This is a genomic window from Paenibacillus sp. GD4 (genome assembly GCF_030846225.1).
In the GTDB taxonomy this organism is placed as follows: Bacteria; Bacillota; Bacilli; order Paenibacillales; family NBRC-103111; genus Paenibacillus_G; species Paenibacillus_G silviterrae.
On the sequence record NZ_JAVCYK010000001.1, the window covers coordinates 3,255,121 to 3,280,363 of the forward strand.

The 25,243-nt window shown below is 55.1% G+C and carries 26 protein-coding genes; all 26 read left to right on the plus strand.

Annotation, left to right across the window (positions count from 1 at the left end; translation table 11 throughout):
• Positions 1-38 precede the first annotated feature (38 nt).
• The 26 genes from RAC89_RS15635 to RAC89_RS15760 all read left to right on the plus strand — a co-directional run bounded on the left by RAC89_RS15635 (position 39) and on the right by RAC89_RS15760 (position 25,241).
• The gene (locus RAC89_RS15635; RefSeq protein WP_306614559.1) at positions 39-941 is read left to right on the plus strand and encodes a carbohydrate ABC transporter permease; all 903 of its coding nucleotides are present in this window, start codon (positions 39-41) and stop codon (positions 939-941) included.
• Positions 941-1,786 (plus strand): carbohydrate ABC transporter permease, encoded by an 846-nt coding sequence (locus RAC89_RS15640; protein ID WP_284644208.1) that lies wholly within the window; start codon positions 941-943, stop codon positions 1,784-1,786. The genes RAC89_RS15635 and RAC89_RS15640 overlap by 1 nt, the downstream gene beginning before the upstream one ends.
• Positions 1,787-1,827: 41 nt before the next feature.
• Positions 1,828-3,360, plus strand: a complete 1,533-nt coding sequence (locus tag RAC89_RS15645; protein ID WP_306614561.1) for a DUF4127 family protein — start codon at positions 1,828-1,830, stop codon at positions 3,358-3,360.
• Positions 3,357-4,055, plus strand: a complete 699-nt coding sequence (locus RAC89_RS15650; RefSeq protein ID WP_284644212.1) for an N-acetylmannosamine-6-phosphate 2-epimerase — start codon at positions 3,357-3,359, stop codon at positions 4,053-4,055. The genes RAC89_RS15645 and RAC89_RS15650 overlap by 4 nt, the downstream gene beginning before the upstream one ends.
• Positions 4,056-4,091: 36 nt before the next feature.
• Positions 4,092-4,838: a Cof-type HAD-IIB family hydrolase gene (locus RAC89_RS15655; RefSeq protein WP_306614563.1), complete on the plus strand. Its 747-nt coding sequence runs from the start codon at positions 4,092-4,094 to the stop codon at positions 4,836-4,838.
• 132 nt (positions 4,839-4,970) lie between these two features.
• Positions 4,971-5,990, plus strand: a complete 1,020-nt coding sequence (locus tag RAC89_RS15660) for an SGNH/GDSL hydrolase family protein (protein ID WP_306614564.1) — start codon at positions 4,971-4,973, stop codon at positions 5,988-5,990.
• Positions 5,983-6,990, plus strand: coding sequence for a ComEC/Rec2 family competence protein (locus RAC89_RS15665; RefSeq protein WP_306614565.1), 1,008 nt, complete (start codon positions 5,983-5,985; stop codon positions 6,988-6,990). The genes RAC89_RS15660 and RAC89_RS15665 overlap by 8 nt, the downstream gene beginning before the upstream one ends.
• On the plus strand, positions 6,987-7,976 hold the full coding sequence (locus tag RAC89_RS15670) for a carbohydrate kinase family protein (RefSeq protein ID WP_306614566.1): 990 nt from the start codon (positions 6,987-6,989) through the stop codon (positions 7,974-7,976). The genes RAC89_RS15665 and RAC89_RS15670 overlap by 4 nt, the downstream gene beginning before the upstream one ends.
• Positions 7,977-8,005: 29 nt before the next feature.
• Positions 8,006-8,545, plus strand: a complete 540-nt coding sequence (locus tag RAC89_RS15675) for a HupE/UreJ family protein (protein WP_306614567.1) — start codon at positions 8,006-8,008, stop codon at positions 8,543-8,545.
• Between the two features lie 109 nt (positions 8,546-8,654).
• The gene (locus RAC89_RS15680) at positions 8,655-9,635 is read left to right on the plus strand and encodes a sugar-binding transcriptional regulator (protein WP_306614569.1); all 981 of its coding nucleotides are present in this window, start codon (positions 8,655-8,657) and stop codon (positions 9,633-9,635) included.
• A gap of 18 nt (positions 9,636-9,653) precedes the next feature.
• Positions 9,654-10,427 carry an alpha/beta hydrolase gene (locus tag RAC89_RS15685; protein WP_306614571.1) on the plus strand — a complete coding sequence of 258 codons (774 nt, stop codon included), beginning with the start codon at positions 9,654-9,656 and terminating at the stop codon, positions 10,425-10,427.
• A 12-nt stretch (positions 10,428-10,439) separates the two neighbouring features.
• Positions 10,440-10,955 carry a DinB family protein gene (locus RAC89_RS15690; RefSeq protein WP_306614572.1) on the plus strand — a complete coding sequence of 172 codons (516 nt, stop codon included), beginning with the start codon at positions 10,440-10,442 and terminating at the stop codon, positions 10,953-10,955.
• A 201-nt stretch (positions 10,956-11,156) separates the two neighbouring features.
• Positions 11,157-11,984 (plus strand): MurR/RpiR family transcriptional regulator, encoded by an 828-nt coding sequence (locus tag RAC89_RS15695; protein WP_306614574.1) that lies wholly within the window; start codon positions 11,157-11,159, stop codon positions 11,982-11,984.
• A gap of 13 nt (positions 11,985-11,997) precedes the next feature.
• A complete protein-coding gene (locus RAC89_RS15700) occupies positions 11,998-12,897 on the plus strand; it encodes an ROK family protein (protein WP_306614576.1) in 900 nt (299 codons plus the stop codon).
• Between the two features lie 60 nt (positions 12,898-12,957).
• A complete protein-coding gene (locus tag RAC89_RS15705; RefSeq protein ID WP_306614577.1) occupies positions 12,958-14,538 on the plus strand; it encodes an FAD-dependent oxidoreductase in 1,581 nt (526 codons plus the stop codon).
• Between the two features lie 690 nt (positions 14,539-15,228).
• Positions 15,229-16,101, plus strand: coding sequence for a serine/threonine-protein kinase (locus RAC89_RS15710; RefSeq protein WP_306614579.1), 873 nt, complete (start codon positions 15,229-15,231; stop codon positions 16,099-16,101).
• A 2-nt stretch (positions 16,102-16,103) separates the two neighbouring features.
• A complete protein-coding gene (locus RAC89_RS15715) occupies positions 16,104-16,802 on the plus strand; it encodes a hypothetical protein (RefSeq protein WP_306614580.1) in 699 nt (232 codons plus the stop codon).
• Complete coding sequence (locus tag RAC89_RS15720) at positions 16,799-17,497, plus strand: SAF domain-containing protein (RefSeq protein ID WP_306614584.1); 699 nt, start codon at positions 16,799-16,801, stop codon at positions 17,495-17,497. Before RAC89_RS15715 ends, RAC89_RS15720 begins: the two co-directional genes overlap by 4 nt.
• Before the next feature lie 93 nt (positions 17,498-17,590).
• Positions 17,591-18,733 carry a P-loop NTPase family protein gene (locus RAC89_RS15725; protein ID WP_306614588.1) on the plus strand — a complete coding sequence of 381 codons (1,143 nt, stop codon included), beginning with the start codon at positions 17,591-17,593 and terminating at the stop codon, positions 18,731-18,733.
• Positions 18,730-20,331, plus strand: coding sequence for an ATPase, T2SS/T4P/T4SS family (locus tag RAC89_RS15730; protein ID WP_306614589.1), 1,602 nt, complete (start codon positions 18,730-18,732; stop codon positions 20,329-20,331). Before RAC89_RS15725 ends, RAC89_RS15730 begins: the two co-directional genes overlap by 4 nt.
• A gap of 16 nt (positions 20,332-20,347) precedes the next feature.
• Positions 20,348-21,340: a hypothetical protein gene (locus RAC89_RS15735; RefSeq protein WP_306614590.1), complete on the plus strand. Its 993-nt coding sequence runs from the start codon at positions 20,348-20,350 to the stop codon at positions 21,338-21,340.
• Positions 21,341-21,356: 16 nt separating this feature from the next.
• Positions 21,357-22,256, plus strand: coding sequence for a hypothetical protein (locus RAC89_RS15740; protein ID WP_306614591.1), 900 nt, complete (start codon positions 21,357-21,359; stop codon positions 22,254-22,256).
• A 29-nt stretch (positions 22,257-22,285) separates the two neighbouring features.
• A complete protein-coding gene (locus RAC89_RS15745) occupies positions 22,286-22,504 on the plus strand; it encodes a hypothetical protein (RefSeq protein WP_306614592.1) in 219 nt (72 codons plus the stop codon).
• A gap of 3 nt (positions 22,505-22,507) precedes the next feature.
• Positions 22,508-22,906, plus strand: coding sequence for a protein kinase family protein (locus RAC89_RS15750; RefSeq protein ID WP_306614594.1), 399 nt, complete (start codon positions 22,508-22,510; stop codon positions 22,904-22,906).
• Between the two features lie 18 nt (positions 22,907-22,924).
• A complete protein-coding gene (locus RAC89_RS15755; protein WP_306614595.1) occupies positions 22,925-23,419 on the plus strand; it encodes a hypothetical protein in 495 nt (164 codons plus the stop codon).
• Positions 23,412-25,241, plus strand: a complete 1,830-nt coding sequence (locus tag RAC89_RS15760; RefSeq protein ID WP_306614596.1) for a hypothetical protein — start codon at positions 23,412-23,414, stop codon at positions 25,239-25,241. The genes RAC89_RS15755 and RAC89_RS15760 overlap by 8 nt, the downstream gene beginning before the upstream one ends.
• Positions 25,242-25,243 lie beyond the last annotated feature (2 nt).

Consider the following 25,243-nt stretch of genomic DNA (forward strand, 5'->3'; position numbering starts at 1 on the left):
AGGCAGCTCCATCTCTTATAGAGAGGAGGAGTTGGCATATGACATCCGCCGTGAGTAAAAAATGGTTCCGCGGAGATGCCTTGACGGCGTGGCTGTTCATGGCACCCGGCCTGCTGCTGGTTGCGCTCTTTATCTTTTGGCCGATCATTTACAGCATCCCGTTAGCTCTGACGGACTACTCCGTCATCGGAGAAACCAGCTATGTCGGCTTCAAAAATTTCGAGAGGGCTATTAATGATCCGGATTTTCGCGTGTCCCTGCTGAATTCATTTATTTACGTTCTCATTGTGCCGTTTATCCAAGTTTTTTCGATACTCATGGCCATTCTGGTCAACAGCTCCGTACCCGGTGTGAAGTGGTTTCGGACTGCGTATTACATCCCCGTCGTTACTTCGATGGTAGCCGTATCCTTGATTTGGGGCTGGCTGCTCAGTCCAAACGGCGTCGTGAACTATTTGCTCCTGTCCGCAGGACTCATTACGGAAAAAATCAGCTGGCTTTCTTCCGCAAGCACAGCTCTGTATACGATGATGTTCGTTACCATGTGGAAGGGGCTAGGGTATTACATGATGATTTATTTGGCCGGCCTGCAATCGGTTCCGAAGGAGCTGACCGAAGCCGCCATGATCGACGGCGCGAGCCGAAGCCAGATTATTCGCAAAATTACCATTCCTATGCTTCGTCCTTACGTGCTCTTCTGTACACTGATTTCTCTGATGGCGGCTATGCGTGTATTTGACGAGGTGTTCGTTATGAGCAATGGAAGCGGGGGCCCCGGCACAGCTACGCTCACCTCCAGTCTGTACATTTATAATAAAGGATTTAAGGAGTTTGACTTCGGCTATGCCTCGGCGGTCGGCTTGATCGTCAGCTTGATTCTCGGCATTATGAGTGTCATCGTATTCCGATTTAACAGCAAAGGCGGGGTGAACTCTTACTGATGAACACCGTCCGGACACAAGCGAAAATTCAGAAAAGCGTGAACTATGTTTTGATTTATTTATTCCTGGCGCTGTTTGCCGTGTTTATGACGTTTCCCTTCCTTTGGCTGCTGAGCACCTCGCTGATGCCGGGGAAAAATGCGTTTTCCTTTCCACCCGCGATTTTCCCGACGTTTGTCAAGCTCGACAACTATATTGAAGTGTGGAAATCGATGGACTTTCCGGTGTATATATGGAATACAATCGTCATAACCGTCCTAAACGTAACGGCGAACATCCTATTTGCCTTGTTAATGGCCTATCCGCTGGCAACCATGAATTTTCGGGGCAAAAATCTGGTCTTTACGCTGCTCGTCGCAACCATGATCATTCCGGCTGCCGCAGGAATGGTGGTACATTATTTGACCGTCATGTGGCTGGGGCTGGTTGGAACGTATCTCGGCGTGGTGATACCGAGTGCGGTTGCGGTATTTAACATCTTCTTGATGAGGCAAGCGTTCATGGGTGTTCCTGCAGAGCTTCGCGATTCGGGGAAAATGGACGGAGCGAGCGAATTCCGTATTTGGCTTCAGCTGTATGTTCCGCTTGTGAAGCCCGCGATTGCCGTCATCGGCCTGCTTGAATTTATGGGGGCGTGGAACTCCTTCCTATGGCCGATGATTATTCTGGAGGATCCGAAGATGTATCCGCTCGCCTCGGCTCTGACCTTTTTGAACGGACAGTTCTCCTATAATTTCGGTTGGATTGCCGCAGGCACGGTCATCTCTGTAACGCCGATTGTTGTGGTATTTTTATTCACGCAGCGTTACTATATGGAAGGCGTGTCCGGTGCGGTGAAGGGATAAGAACAGAACGGATGATTAGGATAGAGAGGGAGGAGTCCGTCATGCATAAGAAAATGATTTACGTACCGCTCGACGAACGTCCTTGCAATTATGAATTTCCGGCGCTCATGGCGCTGGGGACCGATGTCACCTTGGTCAGACCCGGTCTTGAGCTTCTCGGCAGGAAGAAGCAGCCCGGGGATGTGGATGGGCTTTGGAGCTGGCTTCTCAAGGAAGCCGCCGATGCCGACGGAGCGATTCTGTCGCTGGATATGCTGCTGTATGGGGGCATCATTCCCTCAAGGCTGCACATGGATTCCGTAGAGCGGGGGCTGGAGCTGCTGCAGGGTCTTGGCCGCCTGAAGCAGATCAATCCGCGGTTGACGCTGTACGTCTCTCAGCTCATCATGCGCTGCCCGCGTTATTCCTCCAGTGACGAGGAGCCGGACTATTATGAGGATTGGGGCAGAGAAATTTTCCGTAAAGGGTACCTCGGGCATCGTCAAGAGCTGGGTCTGGCAGCGGAGGAGGAGCTGGCCGAGCTGGCGGAGATCGAGCTTCGGCTGCCGGAGGAGTATCTGAATGATTACCTGACTCGCCGTGCCGTGAACGGAGAGCTGAACCGGAGGGCATTGGATTATGTAGCCGACGGGACCATCGACTTCATGATCATCCCGCAGGACGATTCCGCTCCGTACGGCTGGACCGCCTTGGATCAACAGCGTGTGCGAGGAAGAATCGAAGAGCTCGGCGTAGAGCTGCAAGCCTATATGTATCCCGGTGCGGACGAGGCAGGATGTACGCTGCTGGCCCGGATGCTGAACCGGCTCCACGGGAGAATACCTGCAGTGTATCCGCGGTTTTCCGGCACCAGGGGACCGTTGATCATTCCGTCCTACGAAGATAGGCTCTTCTATGAGAGCTTAAAATATCATATCCTTGCAGCAGGGGGCATGCTCGTGGAGTCGGCCCGGGAGGCTGACATCGTATTGCTGGTCAATACGCCGGGTGATACGATGAAGGAAGCGGTAACTCAGGCTGCGCCGGACGTCGGCTATCAGGTTATGCGCAATATCATTGAACTTGTCGAATACGGCGATTATGCACGGCGCATGCTGGGCAAGCCGGTCGCCGTGGCGGACATTGCGTATGCCAACGGTGCCGACCTGCAGCTGGTCAAGCTGCTCCGCAGCAAAGGCTTGCTCTTTCAGCTGGCCGGCTACGCCGGCTGGAACACCAGCTCCAATACGCTCGGTACCGTGCTGGCTCAGGGCATGATTTTCTCGATCTTCGGGGATACGCAAGCCCACCGTGATTTTCTTGCCCTGCGCTACACGGAGGATGCGGGTTATTGCTCTTATGTGAGAAGGAAAGTTACGGATCAGGAGCTTCCGACGCTAGGCATGAACTATTTTGCCGTTGATGGCCCTCGCGGGAAAGTGGCTGCAATAGTCCGGGAGGAGCTCAGGCGTTTTGCAGCCGATCACATGAACGACGATCAAGGCAAGGTAATCATAGAGGATTGCTGGATGCCATGGAGCCGTATGTTTGAGGTCGGACTGCGGACACGTTTCGAAGGAGTGGAGCTTGTATGATCGATTCCTTTTTTGCATCCATTCGGGGCGGACTCATCGTTTCCTGTCAGGCGCTTGCGGATGAACCCCTGCACAGTCCCTTCATTATGGGCAGGATGGCGAAGGCTGCAGAGGAGGGAGGCGCCGTTGCCATCCGGGCGAACGGGGCCGACGATGTGCGGGCCATTAAGGAAGCGACGCCGCTGCCCGTCATCGGATTGGTAAAGCGGGATTATGCGGATAGCGATATCTACATTACGCCGACAACCAAAGAAGCGGATGAGCTGATCGAGGCAGGAGCCTCCATGATTGCCTTTGACGCTACCCGGCGTCCCAGACCCGAAGGGGAGACGCTGGAAGGGCTGGTCGCGTATATCCGTTCCAGGGGAATCCGCATGATGGCGGACATCTCTACTCTAGAGGAAGCGGTCTATGCCGCAGCGCTGGGTGTCGATTGTGTTTCCACGACTCTTTCCGGATATACGAGCTATTCAAGACAAGAGGAGGAGCCTGATTTTCCGCTGATTCTGGAGGCTTCCCGGATCTTATCCGTACCGGTGATCGGAGAAGGCCGCATTTGGGAGCCTTCCCATGCCGTTCGGGCTCTGCAAGCAGGGGCATTCGCCGTCGTTGTCGGTTCCGCCATTACCCGGCCGCAGCTGATCACAAGCCGTTATGTAAGTGAAATTCGAAAGGCTGCAAACCGACGCACATAAGCAGACATCGGTTGCATGCCGGATAGGGGAGGGCATATGCGTTACAAGCTGGTAGCACTGGATATGGATGGAACGGTATTAAATGAACATAAGCAAATTTCCGAGCAGAATGCGGACGCGATTCGTCAAGCGGTGGATAACGGCGTCGTTGTCATGTTCTCCACCGGCAGAGGAATTCAGAACATTACCGCCTATGTGGAGCAGCTTGAACTGCAGGCTCCGATTGTAGCTGTGAACGGCGGAGAGGTATGGAAGGCGCCGGGCATGCTGCATTCGCGCAAAGCACTGCAGCCGGATGTCGTCAAATCCTTGTACGAGAAGGCTATTCAGGAGGATACCTGGTATTGGGCTTATACGCCGGACGGACTGATGACGAAGGATACATGGCGGGAGCTGCCGTGGGAAGAGCAGCAATGGCTCAAGTTCGGCTTCTACTCCAAGGAGGAGCAGAAGCTTCGCGGCATTCAGTCTTGGATCGAGGCCATGGGAGAGCTCGAGGTGACGAATTCCCACCCGACCAACCTTGAGCTGAATCCGAAAGGCGTCAGTAAGGCAAGCGGCTTGTCGGAGGTATGTGCTTTGCTGGGCATACAGATGTCGGAGGTCGTAGCCGTGGGGGACAGCATGAATGATTATGCTATGATCCAGGCGGCTGGTCTTGGCGTCGCCATGGGAAATGCCCAGGAGGAGCTAAAGCGGATAGCAAACCGCGTCACCGCCAGCAATGTGGAGCACGGTGTGGCGGAAGTGCTGCATTACGTACTGGCGTGCAACAAAGAATAGTCCGGTCTTATCTCTTTTATGACTTGACAATCAAGCGATATTGGCGCCATTCTAGTAGAATGGCGCTTCTTACTTATTTACCTAAGGAACATTGATGAAATAAAACTCAAAAGCAGAGGGGCATAAGACATCATGAAGGCGATTCCAAAAAGCAATGAGCTTTTTCAGGGGGCCGTTTCCCTGCAAATTACGGAGCAATGGGTCAAGCCATGGCGTATTCCCTACGAGGATGCCGAATTGTTTCACCCGAAGGCAATTAACGGAAAAGCGGAAATCCCGGCAGGAGTTCGAATTCGCTTACATACGAATACAAGCCAATTGCGGGTTGAATTCGAACGGGAGGCTTATGAGCTCGAGGTGGATTGTCTGATCGACGGGAAGCTCGTGCAAACCGGCAAATTGGAAGCGGATACGTTGACTCCGTTCCTTGTGTTTGAGCTGAATCAGCCGGGGGACAAGCTGGTGGAGCTTTATTTATCCCAGAAGCAGCCCGTTCGCATTCGGGGCGTGTGGATTGATGAGGATGCCGAATACACAATCCCGGAGGATTATAGACCGAGATGGGTGGCTTACGGCAGCTCCATTACCCAATGTGTCGAGGCGGAGAGTCCCTCGCAGACCTGGCCGGCTTTAGCATCGGCAAAGCTGGGACTGCAGCTGACCTGCTTAGGCTTTGCGGCAAACTGCCATATGGAGCCTATGGTGTCCCGCATGATTCGGGACCTGCCTGCCGACTTTGTGTCTGTTTGCGTGGGCGTCAACATTATGGGCGGCTCCTCCTTATCGGAACGAACCTTCGCTCCGGCTTTAATCGGCTTTCTGCAAACGATTCGCGAGAAGCATCCGCACACGCCGCTGGCGGTCATTTCCCCTATCTATGCCAAGGAACGGGAGACGACGGACAATAAGGTCGGCCTGCAGCTTGTCAAAATAAGAGAGATCATCGAAGCCACCGTCTCCATGCTCCAAACGAGAGGCGATCGCAACCTCTACTATCTTAACGGGCTAACACTGTTTGGAGAAGAATATGCAGACTATTTCCCGGATCTGCTACATCCGAGCGCGGAGGGCTATCGCATCATGGCGGGCCGCTTCGCTGACTGGGCCCAACAGACCGTGCCTCTTCTCAGAGGAGGCATCCGCAATGACTAACCGATTCTTGCAGCACGGTATGAAAATAGGCGGTGCCTTGGTCATCTCCGGCTTGCTGATTACCGCGGCCTGCACACAGGTGGACCCTGAGCCTCAGCAGGCTGCGGCGCCGGTGGCCCCGGCCGGAGAGTCCGGCAAGGAGCAAGCGCCGTTGCGGACGAAAGAGGTGTTCGATCAGGCGAAATATAAGGACCGGCTGACCATTCGTTATTTTCACATGCCCAATAAGGAAGTGGCCACGGGGGACTCCATCCTCATCATCACACCGGACGGCAAAACGATGCTGATCGATGCGGGCATCCCGGAGGCGGGCTCCCAGGTTGTTCAGTACCTGGATCAGCTCGGTATCCAAACGCTGGATATCGCCTTCAATACACATCCGCATTCGGATCATATCGGCGGGTATGCTTCCATTCTGGCGAAGAAGGAGGCCAAAGCCTTCTATTCCGAGAATCTGCCTTACACAAGCTCAAGTGCGTATCGAAACGCAATGGCTCAAGTAGAGAAGAAGCAGATTCCGCATCGCACGCTGGAGGAAGGGGATACGTTCGAGCTTGGAGAGCACGTGAAGTTTGAGGTTTTCAGCCCTGCCAAAGGCACCCTGCCCGACGCAGTGAAAACATTCGATACGAGCGTGTTGAACGCGAATTCTCTGGTCATCAAGATGACCTATAAAAACAGCAGCTTCCTGTTCCCGGCGGATATTTATAAGGATAAGGAGCTGGAGCTGGTAGAGCTAAAAGGGAAATCCTTGGACTCCGATATGGTGCACGCACCGCATCACGGAAATGCCACCTCCTCCTCTCCGTCCTTCGTCGAAACCGTATCGCCGCAGGTGGCCGTACTGAGCTCCAATATTTTTAACAATTTACAGATTCTTCAGCGTTATGAACGGAATAACGCCAAGGTATATTCCACCGGTCTTCACGGGAACATTCTGATCGCTTCGGACGGCTCCAAGCTGGAAGTGATTACGGAGAAGGATTGGAGCCTGAAGTGATACGGGCAGTTCTCCTTTTATTGGCTGTCGCTGCCCTATGGACATCTCTGGGCACGGAGAGGGTACAGGCACATAATCTGAACAACGGATACTCTTATGTGAGGTTGTCGGGGGAGAAAACGGTGGACTACGAGGTGCAGCTGCCGTTTCCCGTCATGAACGTATATGACAGCAACGCGGATAACGTCATTTCCGAGGAGGAGCTGCAGCGGCAGCATGACCCGATCACCGAGTACGCCCTAAACCGGCTGACGTTGTATAACAATGAGCAGAGAATGGAACCGCAGCTTCTTTCCCTCCGAACGATCGTTCAGGAGCAGACGGAAGACCGGATGGTACAGATCAGGCTAAGATACACGTCGGATATGCAGCTTGGCAGCGTGACGATTCGGTATGAACTGATTTTTGACCGGGACGAGGCTCATCAAAACTATATTCAGCTGTACAACGCGCAGGATGAGCTTCTTGAGCATTGGGTCGTGCAAAAGGGGGCAAGCACCGTAAGGTATGCGCCCGATAGCCGGTTTCGTTTCGACGCGAAGCTTATGGGGAAGTACGTGCTGTCCGGTGTCCAGGGAATGCTGTTTCAGCCCTTCTGCTGGCTGCTGCTGTTGTACCTGGCATGGACCGTCAAGCGCCAGAAGCAAATGGCCGCAGCCTTGGCCTACGCATCCCTGCACAGCATGATCGGCTGGCTGGCCGCAGACCGGCTGAAGCTGGAATGGCTCTTTCCGCTGCTGCTCGCCCTGTTTGTGTGCTTGCTGTTATACAGCCTGCTTCGAAAGAGGCTTATATCCCCATCAGTGTGCGCCGCTTTTTTCGGACTCGCTTGGGGAGCGGGCTCGCTCCAACGGGTCGCCGATTTGCAGCTGAACAGCCAATTCCAGCTGGTTTCGCTGCTGCTTTACTATAGCGGCGTCCTTCTCGCGTGGCTGGGGTTGATGTATGTCATCCATGTCGTTGTCACAACCATGAGGAAGGGTTGAATTCATTGGATTTACTAACGGTAATTTTTATGTATATCAATCTTGGGCTGGAGCACATTGTCACCGGATACGACCATCTGTTGTTTCTATTCGCCCTAATCCTTATCGCCGAGCGGTTCGGGACCATGCTCAAGATTATTACTGCGTTTACGATTGCCCACAGCCTTACGCTTTGCCTAGCTGTGTTAGGTCTGCTGCCGGTATATCCGCAGTGGGTCGAAGCGGGGATTGCCCTGACCATTTGTTACGTAGCCGTAGAGAATTTCTTCCTTACTTCATTTAAATGGCGCTGGCTTCTGACCTTTCTCTTCGGATTGATCCATGGACTTGGCTTTGCCAATTCCATTCGCGAAATCGGCTTTCACCAGAGCTACATGGTGACCTCGCTCATATCTTTTAACGTAGGGATTGAGCTGGGGCAGCTGGCGATTGTCGCAATCCTTCTTCCCATGCTGGTTAAATTCCGCAGGCAGTCCGCAGGATATTCCTGGTTCTTTCGCGGCGCATCGGCATGTATTTTTCTCGTAGGATTGTATTGGGTCATTGAACGGATTGCAGGGATGCTCTGACGGTCCATGATACCGGGCAACGGTGTGTCAAAGGAATGATTGCTTGAAACCGTCCCCAATTGGTAAAATGGGCATAAGATAAGTGATATTTTCGCTAAGTGGGGTTACTATGAGCAAATTGGCCAACAACGAGCAGCTGTCTAAGGACAGCTTTCTCGAGCGTATTGCCCGCATGTATTACGTGCTCAATATGAACCAGCAGGAAATCTCGGAGCAGCTTGGCATCGGACGCTCTTCGGTCGCCCGCTTTTTGAATGAAGCTCGGGAGCGGGGCATCGTTCAGTTCCATATCCGTTCGGATATCGAAAGCGCCAGAGCTTCCGCTCTCGAGAGGCAGCTGGTCAAGATGTACGGCCTCAAGGACTGCGTCGTGTTTCGCAATGAGGAGGCGGCAGGGTCGTTCGAGGCCTTAACGAGCAGGTATTTAAACTCCGTATTGCCGACGCAGGGAGCGATTGGACTCGGGTGGGGGAGAACGCTATATTCCATCGGCACGCAGATGCAGCAGTGCGATGCAAGACCGGGGCTTCGCATCGTACAGCTTTCCGGAGGCTCCGGTGCCAAGGAGGACCTTGTGCCTGCAGCCTCCGTCATCCAGGTATGGGCGCAGTCGCTTCGGGGAAAGCCGCTGCTGTTTCCGGCCCCTGCTGTGGCGCTCACCCAGGAGAGCAAGAACGGCTTCTTAGCTGACCCGAGCATCCAAGAAATGATGAAGGAGATTCGGGAGGTCAGTGCCGCCGTGGTAGGTATCGGGCATGTGGGAGAGGACTCCACCATCATCCGCTCGGCTCTTGTTCCCGGTCTGGACAGCAAGATACTCAGCGAATCCGGGGTTGGCGATGTGATTTTTCATTTTTATAATGAGGAAGGACAGTTCTCCAACCAGCAGCTGAGCGACCGGGTGGTCGGAGCTTCGCCGGAGGATTATTTGCGGATTGAGCTAAGAATCGGAGTTGCTTACGGAAGCGGTAAGATCAAGGCGATCCAAGGGGCATTGACCGGGCGTCTTATCCATGTGCTGATTACCGATGAGGACACGGCCGCGTCAATTTTGGGCGAGGGTCGCGAGAAGCCTCAAGCGGCTACATAACGGGAGGAATGAATAGCCATGGCTTTTATTGAATGTCACTATTTCTCGGAAACCTTAGGGATGTCCACCTCGATGAATGTGATCTTGCCCCAAACCACCAAGGGACAGATCGGGCTGGAAGGAAAAAGCTCCGGCACCACACATCCGGTGCTGTTCCTGCTGCACGGCCTTTCGGACGATCATACGATATGGATGCGCCGCACCTCGATCGAGCGCTACGCTTCCGCCTACGGGCTGGCCGTAGTGATGCCGAACGTGCATCGGAGCTTTTACACGAACATGGAGCAGGGCTACCGGTATTGGGATTTTGTCAGCCGGGAGCTGCCTCAGGTGGCAAGATCCTTTTTCCCTTTGGCTCATGAGAGAGAGCGGACCTTCGTAGCCGGTTTGTCCATGGGGGGCTATGGAGCCTTCAAGCTGGGCTTGACCCATCCCGAGCAGTACGGGGCGGCAGCCAGCCTTTCCGGTGCAATGGACGTACAGGCCCTCGCGAACAGTAGGGATCCTAAGGAATTCAGCCGCATCTTCGGTGATCTGGAGCGGATTCCCGGTACGAATAATGACCTCTTCACGCTGGCGGATCGTCTGAAGACCTCTGGTACGACACAGCCGCGCTTGTTTCAATGCTGCGGTACGGAGGACTTTCTGTATGAGGATAATATCCGGTTTCGCGATCACTGCCTTGGTCTGGGACTGCAGCTGGAATATGAAGAGGAACCGGGCACGCATGAGTGGGGCTATTGGGATGCCAAAATTCAGCGCGTTCTTGCTTGGTTGTTCGAGCAGAATTAGGGGGCGATTAGTATGAGGATGAGACCGGAAGCGGGACAATATGCAGCACATTTTGAGGGTTACGTCACATCGGTGCCGGAGGGGGATTTGCTTCAGCTGCTGAGAGAGCAGGCTGCGGCGACACAAGCTGCATTGGAGCTTGTAACCGAAGAACAGGGCGCCTATCGCTATGCGCCGGGCAAATGGAGCTTAAAGGAGGTGCTGGGCCACCTAGCCGATACGGAGCGAGTGATGAGCTATCGGCTGCTGCGCGCGTCCCGGGGAGATGAAACTCCGTTGGCCGGCTTTAGCGAGGAGCTGTTTGTGCAAGGTGCGTCCTTCGACCGGCTGTCCGTGAAGCAGCTGCAGCAGGAGCTGTCGGCCGTGCGCACGTCAACGCTAAGCTTGCTGTCGGGCCTGCCTGAAGAGGCATGGAGCCGCACTTCGCCGGTGAACGGTCACGCTACCTCGGCGCTTGCTTTGGCGTGTATTATTCTCGGGCACGAGAAGCATCATTTGAAGGTGATCCAAGAGCGATATGTTAGCTAAGGGGAAGGAAGCCGTTGTCTGCGGGGTGTATAGCAGGCAGCGGCTTATTTTTTTGTTGGAAAGAAAGTAATTACCACCAAAAAATAAAAAGATGGAGAATAATTCCGTCCTATGTTACAATACACCTGAAAAGATCGGTCAGGTCGGCAGCATGTACCTCTTACCGTGAAGCCTAGAGGAGTAGAAAGTCGGGGACTCATTATGGACATGAAAGCGCGAATTCATAGCTACTATCCGTCATTATCAAAATCGGAGCAGAAGGTTGCCGACACCGTATTGGAACAGTGCAGCGAGATCATTTACCACTCCGTTACGGAGCTGGCTGAACAGGCGAATGTCGGGGAAACGACGATCATGCGCTTTTGCCGCAAAATTGGGTTTAAAGGCTATCAGGACTTTAAGCTGGCGTTGGCACAGGACGGGGGACTGAAGAGGCTGGACAGCTCTATGAGCGCGGGGCCTGAGGATTATGTACAGACGCTGTATAAAAGTGCCGTACAAGTGCTGGAAACCTCCCTGCGGATGGTGGAACGGGATAAGCTGGAGCAAGCGGTAGACATGATAGATAAGGCAAGGCATGTTCACTTTTTTGGTGTCGGCGCTTCAGCCATCACTTGTCAGGACGCCAAGAACAGGCTGCTCCGGATCGGCAGACGCTCGGAGGCTGTCTTCGATAGCCATACGCAGGCGATGATTGCCGTTTCCATGGGCGAAGGCGATGTAGCTATCGGCTTTAGCGTATCCGGAAGCACGCTGGACACGAACCATATGCTGGCCAAGGCGAAGCAAGCAGGCGCCAAAGTCATTGCCATCACCCATTACGCCAAATCGCCGATTACGGGCATTGCAGACATTGTCCTGCTGACCGCGGGGAAGGAATCCCCTTTGGAGGGCGGCTCGATTACAGCGAAAATATCGCAGCTATTCGTGCTGGATTTGATCTGCTTGGGACTGGCCGGCAGAGACGAGGCACAAGCCAAGCTAATGAGGGAGAAGACGGCTCGTTCCGTCATCGACCGAATTTATTAGGAGGCCGTAAGCTATGCATCTTCTCGGAATTGATATCGGAGGCACCTCCGTTAAGGGCATTGTGTGTAACGAATGGGGAGAAATTTGCCATGAAGCAAGGAATCCAACCGATATATCCGCCGGTCGCGATGCCATTCTTGGCAGTGTGCATAAGACCGTATCGGAGCTGCTGTCAGCTTATCCCGACGCGGTATCGATCGGCATCGGGACGGCAGGGCGAGTGAATGCCGACACGGGTGAAGTGGTGTATGCCACCTCGAATTTGCCGGGCTGGCAGGGAACGAACCTGTCGGACTGGGGCATGGTGGAATTCGGCCTCCCTGTCAAAGCAGACAACGACGCCAATGCGGCCTTGCTGGGCGAAGCCTGGGTGGGGGCGGCACGCGGAGTGAGTGATGCGGTCATGCTGACGCTGGGCACCGGCGTCGGTGGCGCGATCATGACGGGCGGCAAGCTGGTTCGCGGGGCCCACTGGAATGGCGGGGAGTGGGGCCATGTAGTCCTGGTGCCTGGCGGGATCCCTTGCAACTGCGGGCGACGCGGGTGCATAGAGCAGTACTTATCCGGCACTGCTCTCGTTCGTCACGCATCTGAGCATGGCGGGGGGCATTACCTTCATGGAGAGGAAGTATTCAAGGCAGCCGCCAATGGGAACCCGGGAGGCTCCAAGGCGTTAAGGGATTATATCAGCCTGCTTACCGTGGTAATCGATAATATGATGGTAATCACAGATCCTCAGGTGATCATACTGGGGGGCGGCGTGGCGGATGCTAAGGAGCTGTGGTGGCCGGCGCTGCAGGAATCGCTGCAAGGCGCCGGCTCCTGTGCGGTAGTCCGACCTGCGGAGCTTGGTAATTTGGCCGGCTCGCTCGGCGCGGCCAAGCTGGCCTTGGATACGCTTGTGCTACGGTGAGGCTAAGCCTTGGGAATGAGAATTTGTTCTCACATATTGAGCGAACAAGGAGGGGTAGCGATGAGCCTACAACGGCATGCGGATATTATTGTGATCGGCGGGGGAATCGGGGGCTGCCTTGCAGCCCTCGCTGCGGCGAAATGCGGTTATCAAGTTCTCTTGACCGAAGAGACCGATTGGCTCGGAGGACAGCTGACCAGTCAGGCCGTACCTCCCGACGAGCATCCATGGATTGAATCGTTTGGCTGTACAAAGACATACCGTGAATTTCGCAGCCGGGTGCGGCAGTATTACCGGAATAACTACCCGTTGAACGAACAGGCGGCTCGTAATGAGCAGCTCAATCCGGGGAACGGCTGGGTAAGCCGGCTTTCGCATGAGCCCAAGGTGGCGCTGCGCGTCCTCGAGGATATGCTCGCTCCGTATGTGAACGGAGGCAGGATTACCGTGCTTTACGAGGTTTGTCCTGTTGCTGCGGTTACCGAGTCGGATCAAGTGCGTTCCGTTACCCTGGAGCATAGGCGTACGGGGCAGCGGTATGAATTAAGCGGGCCGATGTTTCTGGATGCCACCGAATGCGGAGATCTGCTTCCGCTGGCGGGAATAGAACATGTTACAGGGGCCGAGTCCCGGAATGAAACGGGAGAGCCCCATGCGCTGGATGCGGCCGATCCGTTGGATATGCAGTCCATCACCCACGTGTTCGCATTGGACTATGTAGAGGGAAGCGATTATACGATAGAGAAGCCGGAGATGTATGATTACTGGAAGCAGTATGTCCCGAGCTTCTCACGCTTTCCGATCTTAAGCTGGCAGGCGATGGACCCGCATCATCCAGACCGGACGAAGGAATACACATTGTTTCCGAATGACCGGGGGATCGTGTCCCTATGGGATTACCGGCGCATTTTCGATCCGTCACTCTTAAAGGAGCCGAAGCTTTACAGCGGCGAAATTACTTTGATCAACTGGCCGCAAAACGATTACTACCTGGGACCGATCCTCGGGGTATCGGAAGAGGAAAGGCAGCGGCATCTGTACGGTGCCCGTCAGCTCAGCCTCTCCCTCGTCTATTGGCTGCAGACGGAGGCGCCCCGGTTGGACGGCGGTCAGGGCTACCCGGGCGTCCGCCTTCGCGGGGACGTTCTGGGCACTGAGGACGGGCTCGCCAAGGCTCCCTACATACGCGAGTCGCGTAGAATCAAGGCCGTGTACACCATAACGGAAAACGATGTAAGCAAGGAGGTGCGCGGCGAAGCGGGAATTAAGGTGTACCGTGACAGCATCGGTGTCGGCAGCTATCATCTTGATTTGCATCCGACCACCATCACACAGCGCCACTTCTACGTCCCTAGCTATCCATACGAAATCCCGCTTGGCGCCTTGCTGCCGATCCGTGTCGCCAACGTTCTGCCGGCATGCAAGAACATTGGCACGACGCAAATATCCAACGGCTGCTACCGTCTTCACCCTACCGAATGGAATATCGGCGAATCGGCGGGATACCTCGCTGCTTATGCGTTAAAGCACGGAATTATCCCTCGCGAGGTTCATGAGAACGAGGCTCATCTTCAGTCGTTTCAGGCACTGTTGGAATCCGAAGGAATTGAGCTGCACTGGCCGGAGGATTTGACGGTTTGAACAAGAGACATACCTAGGCAGGTATTTAATCCTGACGGTATGTCTTTTTTCATAGGGTGGACCGGCAGGGGCTCGCAGCACGTTGGACGCTTATCCCTTTGACTCAGAAAAGGCGGAAGGATGGACGTGCATTAGGGCAAACGATATAGAGGGTGGACCATTTCCAACTGCTTGCTGAGAGTAGGGGATAAGCCCGGAAGATAAATCCCAATATAGCATAGGTCCCGTAGCTTCACGTAAAGTATCATAAGAGCATCAGCCCTCCATCATTGTTAACCCGGGTTCAGAGGAATATAGTTACTGAAGATACCCATTATCGGTAAAGGAGGCTAATGCGGCCGCCCTTTACCATCGGGGATTGGCTCCGTTTCGACGAGTTATGACCGAGGTTGAGAAAATAGGGAAATATTTTGGCCATCATATTCCGAACTGAGCAAACCAATAAAATACCTGTTGACTCAATTGGTAATAATATGATATTTTTATATCAAATTCCATGACACGTGCGGAAGAACCGCCCTAACTCATAGCGAGAGCTATGCCGTTGGGGCGTTTTTTTTATGCTCGGTTAAGGTCACAGGGAGGTAAAAGTTGCAAGGATAACCGCTTTGATCTTGGGAAAAAAGAGGGGGCCGGAAGCATTTTAAATAGGTAAGCCATATGCAAATGAGTTCAAGGGGGAGCTGATGCTTGGATACTGCACAGGGTCAATTGACGCCCGGATGTACGCTGGCAGGAAGATATCGAATTATCAGGGAGCTTGGTCATGGCGGTATGAGCCGGGTATTACTGGCTGAGGATGACAAGCTCCACGGCAAGCGTTGGGCAGTGAAAGAGACGTATGTTGGGAAAGGGGGTGCGTCGGAGGCGGTTAGCTGGCGGAGGGTTTTGCTCGCCGAAGCAGAGCTGATGAGCACGTTACATCATCCGAATTTGCCGGATATTGTGGATTATTATCCTCCCGATAGCCATGGCTATTTTTATGTCGTGATGGATTACATCGAAGGAGAGACGCTGCAGCGGCGGTTCGAGCGCCAGGGATACCGAATGACGGTTGATCAGGTGTTCGGAATCGCCATGCAGCTGTGCGATTTGCTGGATTATTTGCACTCGCTTCGGCCGGAGCCGATTATTTATCGCGATTTGAAGCCGGATAATTTGATGCTGGATGTCGGGGATCGGGTCAGGCTGGTTGATTTCGGCATTGCTCGCCGTCACAAGGCAGGGCAGGGAGCCGATACGGTAGCGATAGGAACGCCGGGCTTTGCGGCGCCGGAGCAGCTCGAAGGGCGGCAGAGCGATCCTCGCACCGATTTGTATGGACTCGGTGCGCTGATGTTTTACTTGCTGAGCGGGGGACAGCTGTATTCCCCCGCTCAGCGGGAGACGCTGCGCCGGCTGCCCGGCGAGCTGGGGCCCGTGTTGGCGCGACTGCTGCGCGCGAACCCGGCCGAGCGCTGGCCGAGCGCACGCGCGGTCGGCGCGGCGCGCGGCGCTTCGTCAGCGCCGCGGGGAGTACGGCGGCCGGGCATGCCGCCACAGCAAAGGGCCCTGCGCCGCTGATCGTGGCGGTAGGCGCCCTGTACCCGGGCGCCGGGGCCACCTTCACGGCGCTGGCGCTCGCGCGGCTGCTGCACGATCACGGTGTGTATCACACCGTGATCGAGCTGCCCTCGCTGCGCAGCGAGCTGTTCGCCCTGCTGGAGGGCGAACGTAAGGCCCCCGCCGGCTTCCGAGATGCCGGCGACCCCTTGGCCGTCCCCTGGGAGGACGGCCATACCCGCTGGCTGCCTGGACGGGCAGCCGAGGTCCTGCCGTGGCGCGAGCTGGCCACGGCGCTGCAGCGGCCGATGCTCGTCGTCGACATCGGCGCCGATTGGGAGCAGCCTGCGGCGCAGCGGCTGCTGGAGGTCGCAACGGATCTGGTGTACACCGCCGATCCGTTGATCTATAAGCTGGAGCAGCCGTCCGCCCGGCGGAACGTCCGGCTGCTCCAGCAGCACGAGCGCGCGGGCAAGCGCGTCCACGGCGCCGCCGTCAAATCCGTCCGCATGGCCGGACGGGAAGATTGGCTGCGCCTGCTGCCGCATCCGCCCGCGGTAGAGCTGCCGGCCATCGATATGGCCGCCATGGCCGCCGCCGCGTGGAACGGAAGGCTCATCCACGATGAGCCTTCCGTCCGCAGGCAGCTGCAGATCTCCTTGCGGCCGTGGCTTCGCCGCTGGCTCGCCGACTACGCAAGAACAGGAGAACGTACGCGATGAATCGGTTTCGTATCATCGGTTATTATTTGCTGATCGCCGGACTTTGTTTAAGCGGACCGGCACTATTAATCGCTTGGACTTGGTGGATTGAACCCAACTGGGGCACCGTGGAGGTGGTGAGAGCGGTAAAGAATGTCGAACGCGGGGAAAGGCTGAGCGGGCAGCAACTGCGTCTCGACAAGGTACGTAAGGATGCGCTGGTCCAAGGCGCCGTGACCAAGCTGACGGATGCCGTGGATCGGGAGGTGACGCGGTCGATTCGCATCGGAGAGCAGCTGACCCCGGATATGCTGAACACGAAGCATCTGCTGCCGGGAAAGGACGAGTGGAATATGTCTCTGCCCACGGAGTGGATTTTCGGGAAGCCGCCGGGCAGCCTTCTGCGCGGAGATCGAATTTCCCTTCTCCTCATAAGCAAAGAGGAGGCTAAACGCCTCGACGAGCGGGCAAGCGAGTCGGTCTCGCGGGAACAGCTTGATGCGCTGCAAATTCCGTATGAGGAGGAGCGCAAGCTTCAGCATATCGTGGTGAGCTACGCAAAGGGCACCAACAATCAGGAAATCGCCGGCAGCGAGGATCGCAAGAAGCCTACGGGCGCCGTAGCCACCGTAGAGCTCATCGTATCGGAGGAGCAGAAGGAGCTCATTCGTCGTTACGGAATGAAGGGGTACCGTTTTCTTATCGTTTACCGGTAGCCGAAGAAAGGAGGAACAACTCTGAATCTGTGGATCTACTCCAAAGACGATCATTTCATTGAACTGTGTAAGAAGGAGAAATATTTTCATACCGTGCGCCGTTGTGCTGACGAGGAGGATTCCTCAAACAGCGGCCCGCAGGCAGTGCCGGAAATCATCGCTGTAAGCGATCGGCATTGGGACCTTTCATTTGTGCTGTCACTGCGTTCTAAGTACGCGGGCTCCCATTGCTTTTACCTGCTTTCGAACCAAGGGGAGGCGGCACATTTTCAGCAAATGCAGCGTGTTTGCTCAGAGCATGGAATCCACTGCATCCTTCCGTATCGAACGGCGTCACAAATCATAGATGACATCGTTCGTTACTCATCCGATCCGCCGCCTCCCCCTGCAAGAAGCCAGGTCGTGGCTATCCTGGGAGCGCTCCCCCAAAGCGGTGTGACGACAAGCGTGCTTCACTTGGCGGCGCGGCTGGCCGAGCTGGCTGACATCCGAATCGGCATTCTCGGTATGAACGGGTGGAATCCGGGCGATGCCGGTATTCCCTATACGGCAAAGTATTTGGATGAGCTGTGGGGAGCCGTGCAAAGCAAACAGCTGACAGCCGCCGAGCTTTCGTCCAAAATGCAGCAGGTCGCCCCGAAGGTACATTACTTGGCGGGCAGCCGTGACCTGAAGCGTCTGTATTACTATCAGCCCGAAGGCGCGGCCTGGCTTATCGAGTGTGCTTGTAAGAGCTTTGATCTTGTACTGCTGGATGCCGGCAGCTACCCGGATCATGCCTTGGCCGCTCAGAGCATTCACGCCTGCGACCGATTGCTTCTTCAACTCGGGCAATCGGTACAAGCCAAAGCCCAGTGGCTCCGAACAAGAGAGCAGCTGATGAACCCGGTATTTGCGTTCCCGGAATCCAAGCTCCTGCTGTGGTTCAACCGGATGCACCGGGCGGCTGAGGAGCTTGAGAACGAGAGACAGCTGTCGGAGCAGCTTCGCTTGCCTTACGTTGGTGCGCTGCCCTATGATCCAAGCTTTCTTCGCATGGAGGCCGACCGGCGTTTGTTACGTATGTCTTTATCGACAGACTATCAAGCCGAGCTGGATAAAGTATGCCGAAGGTTGATCGACCTCTACAAGCTGCCGGAGCGACCCTTACTCCCCTCGGCAATTCAGAATAACACGGTACGCTGGTCATGGCTTCGGCGGTGGCGTACGGCAAACACCGGAGGGATGGGGAGATGAAAGGGGAGGAACGCTTTGCCATCGGCCGGTTCGAGCCAGTCGCACGACCCCGGCCTCAGATCAGTCCGTTGCACGATCAGAGAATATCGTTTGCCGATGTATGCAAGCAGTATCAAGACGAGATCAGCTCAGAGTTTGCGAAGCGGGTGCTTGCCGACGATCTGACACAGCGTACGGTTTCAACCGGCAGCCCCAAGACGGAAGCAGATGAATTCGTTGAATTGGAAAATCGAGCGATGCTCGGTGTTCCCGAGACCGTAACTGCGATTATGGAGCAAATCCAGACGTTTGTGGAACGCCATCGCTATCATTATATATCGTTGCCTGAGTATTACGTGGATTTACACTTGTTCGCCCGGGAGGAGCAGCGCCGCTACGACAATGCTACCCATGCCATTTTCCATGAGGTATACGGGTTTAAAGCACTGGCCTGCTGGATGAAGTATCCGGACAGCTATGCGGCGCAAATTATCGGCACTTCCATCTGGATTCATCATGGGGGGTCCCATAGACGAATGCCATTCCGGTTCCAATCGACGCGCGAGGTGGACAAGATGATCCGCACCCTCACCCGGCAAAAGGACAACGCCATCGTCAACCTTTATCATACGACTCTGGAGGTGGATCTTTATACGGGGGAGCGGGTGACGCTTACCGTCAAGCCCGATGTGAAGCATGACGTCATTACCCTTCGGCGTTTTCTGATCCGTCGCGTGACCGTTGCCGACCTGGCAGACCCGGACCGCGGTACCATTCCGCCGGAGGCGGTTCCCATCCTGCAGGGCTTATCTAAGACCCACTGTAACAAACTGATAGTCGGTCCGCCCGGAACAGGTAAATCGACTACCCTCAAGGCCCTGCTTGCCGAAAGGGCTGAGCATTACACCGGCGCGATCATCGAGAAGCATTACGAGCTGGCGGCCAGCCGGGATTTTCCCGAAAAAAAGCTGATAGAACGGGTTACGCACGAGCACACCTTTCACCATGCCATGGACCAGATTCTTCGGTTTGATGTGGACTATGCCATCATAGGCGAGGTTCGAAGGGTGGAAGCGGAGGGAGCCATGTTAGCCTGCGAAAGGCTCATGAAGGGCTTCGGAAGCACCTTTCATACCTGGAAGCCCGAGACGATCCCCTCTCAATTCGCCCGCTTGCTTTGCAGTTTAAACCCTGGTGCGCGGTTCGAAGAGGAGGAGAAGCGGGTAGCCGATAACATAGATATCGTCATTGTGCAATCACAGGATACCTCCCGTAAGAAAAAAAGGATTCAAAGCATCATGGAGCTTAGGTTTGACCGCTATACAGGAGAGATCAGCACGAGAGAGCTCATGCGCTGGGACTGTAGTACGGATACTTGGCAGTACCGCATGGATTTAAGCGAACGGCTGATCAAGGAAATGCAGGAGATAGAGCCCCATTGGGCGCACATCGTCGTTACTACTCTGCATTCTCTGCAGGCAAAGCATCCGATTCCTCCGGAGGAAGGGGTAGTGGTTTACAACCCGGCAGCGGCGAATCCGTTATTCCGGATCCAGGCGCAGCTGGAGCAGCTTCATCGCACTCTTGCGCACCGAACCGGCAATAACCTTAGAGAATGAAGAGGGCTGATGCCGTATGATCTGGATGTTTTCCGTCGTGAAACTGATTTGCCTTGGCCTTGCTGCCTGCTGCTTCGTCTGGGGACTTTATCAGCTGATGTCTCCGCTGCTCCAGCGCCTCTCCCGCCAGTATTCCGCTGAGCGCCGCCATCAAGCCAGCATGAGGGCGCTGCGGGAGCCAATGCGTAAGGATAGCCGTTCGCGAATATACGCCTTGAAGGATCGCTGGGCGAGTGAAACGGAGCTCATGCTGAAGACGGTTCAAGGGGAGCGCTATCAGTCCGGAGCTGTCGAGCGCTTTACTCTAAGCTTCATCACAGCCGGAGCGACTGCAGGTGTAATAGCCTATGTCCTCTCAGCGGATGTTCGCTTTAGTCTTTTTACCGGCGGACTGGTTACGGCCCTGATCCTTCTTCGCTACCGGCTTAAGCTTCGCAGCATCCGAATTCAGAATGGCTACGACCTGGCCGAAGCCGTTGGAATTTTGTCCGCCAAATACAAAATGTCGCGAGGCAACATGCGCACAGCCCTTCGTCTTGCCGCCGGGGAAGTTTCTTCGCCTACGATCCGCAGAATGTTTTTGCATATGGTTCGGCAGGAGCTCACCTATACCGAGCCTGCGGAGCTGGAGAGGGTAGTAGGAGAGCTTGTGTACGGCATTCCCACGTCCTTCGCCAAACAGCTCGGTTTGACCATTCTGAAAGGTCTGCTTCAGGGGGAGAACGTTGAACATACCTTGCTCACAATTGACAAAAACATCCATAAACAGATTGATCTGCTCCGGGACGAATCGGATTCCAGCAGCGAGGTGCTGCAGCTAAGCTGGCTGCATGTCGTGTTATTCCCCCTCCTCATGGGCCTCATGGTCGTATTCATGGGCTGGAGCAGTACGGTGCATTACCAGCTGGGAACGGAGACCGGGCGCTTTTGGCTGATGACCGCAAGCTTCTGCATTACTTCCTCCCTTCTCATGGCTGCCTGGTTCCGCAAACCGCCCAATGACTACTGAAAGGAGGAAAACGGCGTTGGCAGCAACGTTTTCGGTTGACATCGGCACATATAGCTTTGCTTTTCTTGCGTGTTTGGTGTGTTTCAACTACGTTTTGGCCGCCTGGCTTATGCATGGCTTATTTCGAGATAAGTTTTCCGTGCGCAGTCTTACCCGGCTGCAATATATGCGCTTGAAGCAGCAGGCCGGCGCGTCAGCCCTTGAAAGGATGCTTGCCGGGTCCGGTTACCCCTTCGGCGTGACAGCTTGGAAGCTGCAATGCTTCCGATATGGAATCTGTCTCCTATGGATCCTCAATAGCGGCTATGATATTGTGCGGCACTCGGGTGCGGTTAGCTTGCCTTTTCTGCTGCTCAAGCTGTGGGGACCCGCCGTATGGCTCCTGGTGACCAACACGAGGGCATCGCTTGTTACTTTCCTGCTTACGAAGTGGAGGGATGTTTACGACGGGGAGAAAAATCGGGAGCTCTTCATGGTTTACAACATGATAACGGATGAGCTTCGAAGCAACCACAGCCATAGGCTGAATTTATTCTCGCTGCTATCCAAGCTGAAGGATTATACGGTGAGCATTAAGCCTGCGTTGATGAAAGGGCTGCGGCGCTTTGACGAAGGTCCTCATGCCGCGATGGAGCTCATTGCCGTGGAGATCGATACCAAGGAAGCCAAGGAGCTTTGCAAGCTGCTTGCCGATCTAGACACGACCCCGGCGGAGGAAATTGCGGTGCTGGTCGATGCGAGGGAGGAGAGCTACACCCACATGCTTCGCGAGAATCAACGTCGCCGGCGCCGGCTTTTCGGACATTTTGCTTACGCCATAGCCTTTAGTCCACTGCTCATCTATTTATGGAATGCGCTGAGCATTGCCCAGCGTTATGTTACCGATCTAGCAAAGAATACGAACCATTTCGGGTAAGAACCCTTAGGAAAGGGCAGGTGCCAACCATGAAACCGGCTTTGGAAAAATTTCTTATTATAGCAGCCACATTGGCGGCAATCGGACTTTTCATTTTTGTAGCGATGTGGAGCTCGATCAAGGAGAAGAAGACGCAAATGGACGATCTTTTTAATAATACCAATGTACCTACGTCGTACTTGCACAAGAGCAGCCAGTTTACGGAGAAGCCACCCGGGCTTTCCGCTCCTGCCGAAATACCCGTGTAATCCATGAAGGCCGCATTAGTGGAAATGCTGACCGTCTACATTTTGATGCTGCTGCTTTTTCAGCCCGTGCTGCATGACATTTACTCCACGCGGGCGAATGCGGTGGAGCTGGTGCTGGACAGCGCGATTCAAAAGGCAGCGTCCTCCGACAACGGTCGCTTCACACCTGAGATTATTGAGGAGATGCGTCTGACGCTGGAGCATACCTTCCTGTTGGATCCCGGGGATATTCGCTTTTTCGGTACGACGACCCTCACTCCCCGGGGGGAATATATTGAAGGTACTCTCGCCGTGCGTAGCACCCCGCGCTGGCTGTTCCGGGAGCTGTTCGGCGCTCCTGACCGGGAGCCGCCCGAGATTGTGCGGTATGCGAAGCAAATGAGCGAAGCCCCAGTGCGATAGAGGAGGGAGATTGGCCCGGTGAATCGCGTCCTGCTGTTATTCTTTGTCGTGCTGATGTTTTTGTACACGACCGGCTTCGAAGCGGATCGGTACGTTACCAAGACGACGCATAATCGTCTCAAGCTTGCTCTGAACCGGGGGGCTCATGATGCCGCTTTGCAGGTCGACCGGGGTGCTCTTGCTGAAGGCTTTATCGTCTTCAACAGGGGAGAGGCCCGCAGCGCCTTTTTGACCGGACTTCAGCACAACCTTCAGCTTAAAGCGGACGGAACGCCGTATGAGGGCAGTCTTCTCTCATCATCCCCGGACGTCGTTTTCGAGGATTATGTCGACGATTCCACTGCGGGCGGCTCCTTCCCGATCAGCTACGTTCATACGGACAGGCGTATCGCCCAGGTGCTTAAGGGTCCCGCTGTCATTTATCAAGTGAAGGTAAAGCTGCCCCGTACGAACGGGTTGTCCTATGAAGGGGTTGTTTATAAAACGGTGATTTACGAATACCCCTATGAGTAAAAAAGAGGTGATCCTTATCCATATCAAAAGCAGTCTCACGGCCCTGAGCCTTCTTATTCTTTTCGGAGCATTTCCAATGCCGGCTATGGCAGCCGTCACCCCTCCCCCTGCGCCAAGCAGCATTCGCATCGATAATCGTGTAAGCGGTACAGCGGATGTTGTCACAGTGACGGGCTTGCTGCCGGACGATGTAGTGAAGCTATACGCAGACGCAACAACCGCTGCTGTTCTGAGCACCGCAGCCGTTCCGTCCGGAGCCACTAGCGCGGTCCTCTCGGTTGCAGAGCTGGGGGCGGACGGAGGGCACGTGTATGTCACCGTAACCCGGACGGGCTACTCGGAGAGCAGAAGGGTCGTCAAATCCGTGCGTTCGGAGCCTGAAACCGCAGCTCCGGCGGCCTCCTCGATTCGAATTGACAATCAGCCCGCCGGTACGAACGATAACGTAAACGTGCGCGGGTTAGCACCGGGAGATATCGCGAAGGTGTACAGCGTCAAAGAGGGGGGAGTCCCCCTGGGAACGGCCACGGCTATGATCGGAAGCGATACCGTCGTTATCAGCGTTGCCCAGCTGGGCTCTGGAGAGGGAGTGGCTTATGTCTCCCTCACAGAAACGGGTAAGCGCGAAAGCCGAAGAACGGAAAAGGGCTTCAAAGGAGAACCGTTAACCGAGGCGCCTTCCCTTAGTTCGATTGAAGTAACCAATGCGATTGCCGGAATGGCCGATACGGTCAAGGTTTCCGGTCTTCAGCCCGGTGATGTGTTGCGAGCGTATTCGAGCGATACCGTCAGCACTCCGCTGGCCTCGGCCACTGCTGCAGCGGGAGCAACGCATGCTTTGCTTTCAGTGCCGCAGCTCGGCACCGCAAACGGGTATATTTATGTAACGCTAACGAGGCCTCCATACCAGGAAAGCCGCCGAATCGCCAAGGGGTACAAATCCGAGCCTCCGTCGGTGAAGCTGTCGCCAGGACAAATCAGCATACAGAACCGCACCGTCGGCACCGATGATTTGATCGAAGTAGTCGAATTGTCGGCGGGCGACCTTATCAAAATTTATGCAGACGAATCAATGAATACGCTGCTCGGTAGCGGTACCGTAAGTCCCGGCGGCAGCGGCGTGAAAATCCAAGTCAGCCAAGTGGGCAGCGGAGCGGGCAAGGTGTACGCAACGCTGACTTCAAACGGTCGGGTAGAGAGCGCCGCTACAGCCAAAAGCTTTGCCGCAGAGCCTGCATCGGCCCCGCCGGAGCGTTCGCTGATCGAGATCGTCAATCGTGCAGAGCCGGACCAGGACACCGTTACGATAAGCGGGATCTCGTCCGGGAATCGGGTCAAGGTGTATCGTGACGATACGTCGTTATCTCCGATTGCCCAAGGAGTGGTTCCGGCGGGGGCAGTCTCCATTACTCTGAGCATCCCTCAGCTAGGTACGGGCTACAGCGTCGTCTATGTCACACTTACGCGGGGACAGGAGCAGGAAAGCCCCCGTAAGCCGAAGATCTACGCAGCGGAGCCGCAAAGTCTTCCTCCCTCCTTAAGTCGGATTCAGGTGATGAATCATTCGGGGGCTGCGGACGAGGTAACGGTCAGCGGACTCCTTCCGAGCGACAAGGTACGTCTTTATCGTGATTCAGCGGCGGGAACACTGCTGTTGACCAAGGACGGTCAGCCTGCAGAGGCAATTGTGGCTGAAGGGGAAACCTCCGTACGGATCGGGAAGCTGCAGCTGCAAGCGGAAGGGAGTACGGTATACGTCACTGTAACCTCAACCGGTAAACAAGAAAGCCGGAGAGTATCCAAGATATATGAAGCGGAATAAGG

Excerpts from the sequence above, each read along its gene's own strand:
- RAC89_RS15645 (WP_306614561.1), top strand. The coding sequence starts at position 1,828 with ATGCATAAGAAAATGATTTACGTACCGCTCGACGAACGTCCTTGCAAT.
- RAC89_RS15650 (WP_284644212.1), top strand. The coding sequence starts at position 3,357 with ATGATCGATTCCTTTTTTGCATCCATTCGGGGCGGACTCATCGTTTCC.
- RAC89_RS15685 (WP_306614571.1), top strand. The coding sequence starts at position 9,654 with ATGGCTTTTATTGAATGTCACTATTTCTCGGAAACCTTAGGGATGTCC.
- RAC89_RS15705 (WP_306614577.1), top strand. The coding sequence starts at position 12,958 with ATGAGCCTACAACGGCATGCGGATATTATTGTGATCGGCGGGGGAATC.
- RAC89_RS15655 (WP_306614563.1), top strand. The coding sequence starts at position 4,092 with ATGCGTTACAAGCTGGTAGCACTGGATATGGATGGAACGGTATTAAAT.
- RAC89_RS15660 (WP_306614564.1), top strand. The coding sequence starts at position 4,971 with ATGAAGGCGATTCCAAAAAGCAATGAGCTTTTTCAGGGGGCCGTTTCC.
- RAC89_RS15665 (WP_306614565.1), top strand. The coding sequence starts at position 5,983 with ATGACTAACCGATTCTTGCAGCACGGTATGAAAATAGGCGGTGCCTTG.
- RAC89_RS15735 (WP_306614590.1), top strand. The coding sequence starts at position 20,348 with ATGATCTGGATGTTTTCCGTCGTGAAACTGATTTGCCTTGGCCTTGCT.
- RAC89_RS15720 (WP_306614584.1), top strand. The coding sequence starts at position 16,799 with ATGAATCGGTTTCGTATCATCGGTTATTATTTGCTGATCGCCGGACTT.
- RAC89_RS15695 (WP_306614574.1), top strand. The coding sequence starts at position 11,157 with ATGGACATGAAAGCGCGAATTCATAGCTACTATCCGTCATTATCAAAA.
- RAC89_RS15635 (WP_306614559.1), top strand. The coding sequence starts at position 39 with ATGACATCCGCCGTGAGTAAAAAATGGTTCCGCGGAGATGCCTTGACG.
- RAC89_RS15640 (WP_284644208.1), top strand. The coding sequence starts at position 941 with ATGAACACCGTCCGGACACAAGCGAAAATTCAGAAAAGCGTGAACTAT.
- RAC89_RS15680 (WP_306614569.1), top strand. The coding sequence starts at position 8,655 with ATGAGCAAATTGGCCAACAACGAGCAGCTGTCTAAGGACAGCTTTCTC.
- RAC89_RS15760 (WP_306614596.1), top strand. The coding sequence starts at position 23,412 with ATGAGTAAAAAAGAGGTGATCCTTATCCATATCAAAAGCAGTCTCACG.
- RAC89_RS15690 (WP_306614572.1), top strand. The coding sequence starts at position 10,440 with ATGAGGATGAGACCGGAAGCGGGACAATATGCAGCACATTTTGAGGGT.
- RAC89_RS15750 (WP_306614594.1), top strand. The coding sequence starts at position 22,508 with ATGAAGGCCGCATTAGTGGAAATGCTGACCGTCTACATTTTGATGCTG.
- RAC89_RS15745 (WP_306614592.1), top strand. The coding sequence starts at position 22,286 with ATGAAACCGGCTTTGGAAAAATTTCTTATTATAGCAGCCACATTGGCG.
- RAC89_RS15675 (WP_306614567.1), top strand. The coding sequence starts at position 8,006 with ATGTATATCAATCTTGGGCTGGAGCACATTGTCACCGGATACGACCAT.
- RAC89_RS15700 (WP_306614576.1), top strand. The coding sequence starts at position 11,998 with ATGCATCTTCTCGGAATTGATATCGGAGGCACCTCCGTTAAGGGCATT.
- RAC89_RS15730 (WP_306614589.1), top strand. The coding sequence starts at position 18,730 with ATGAAAGGGGAGGAACGCTTTGCCATCGGCCGGTTCGAGCCAGTCGCA.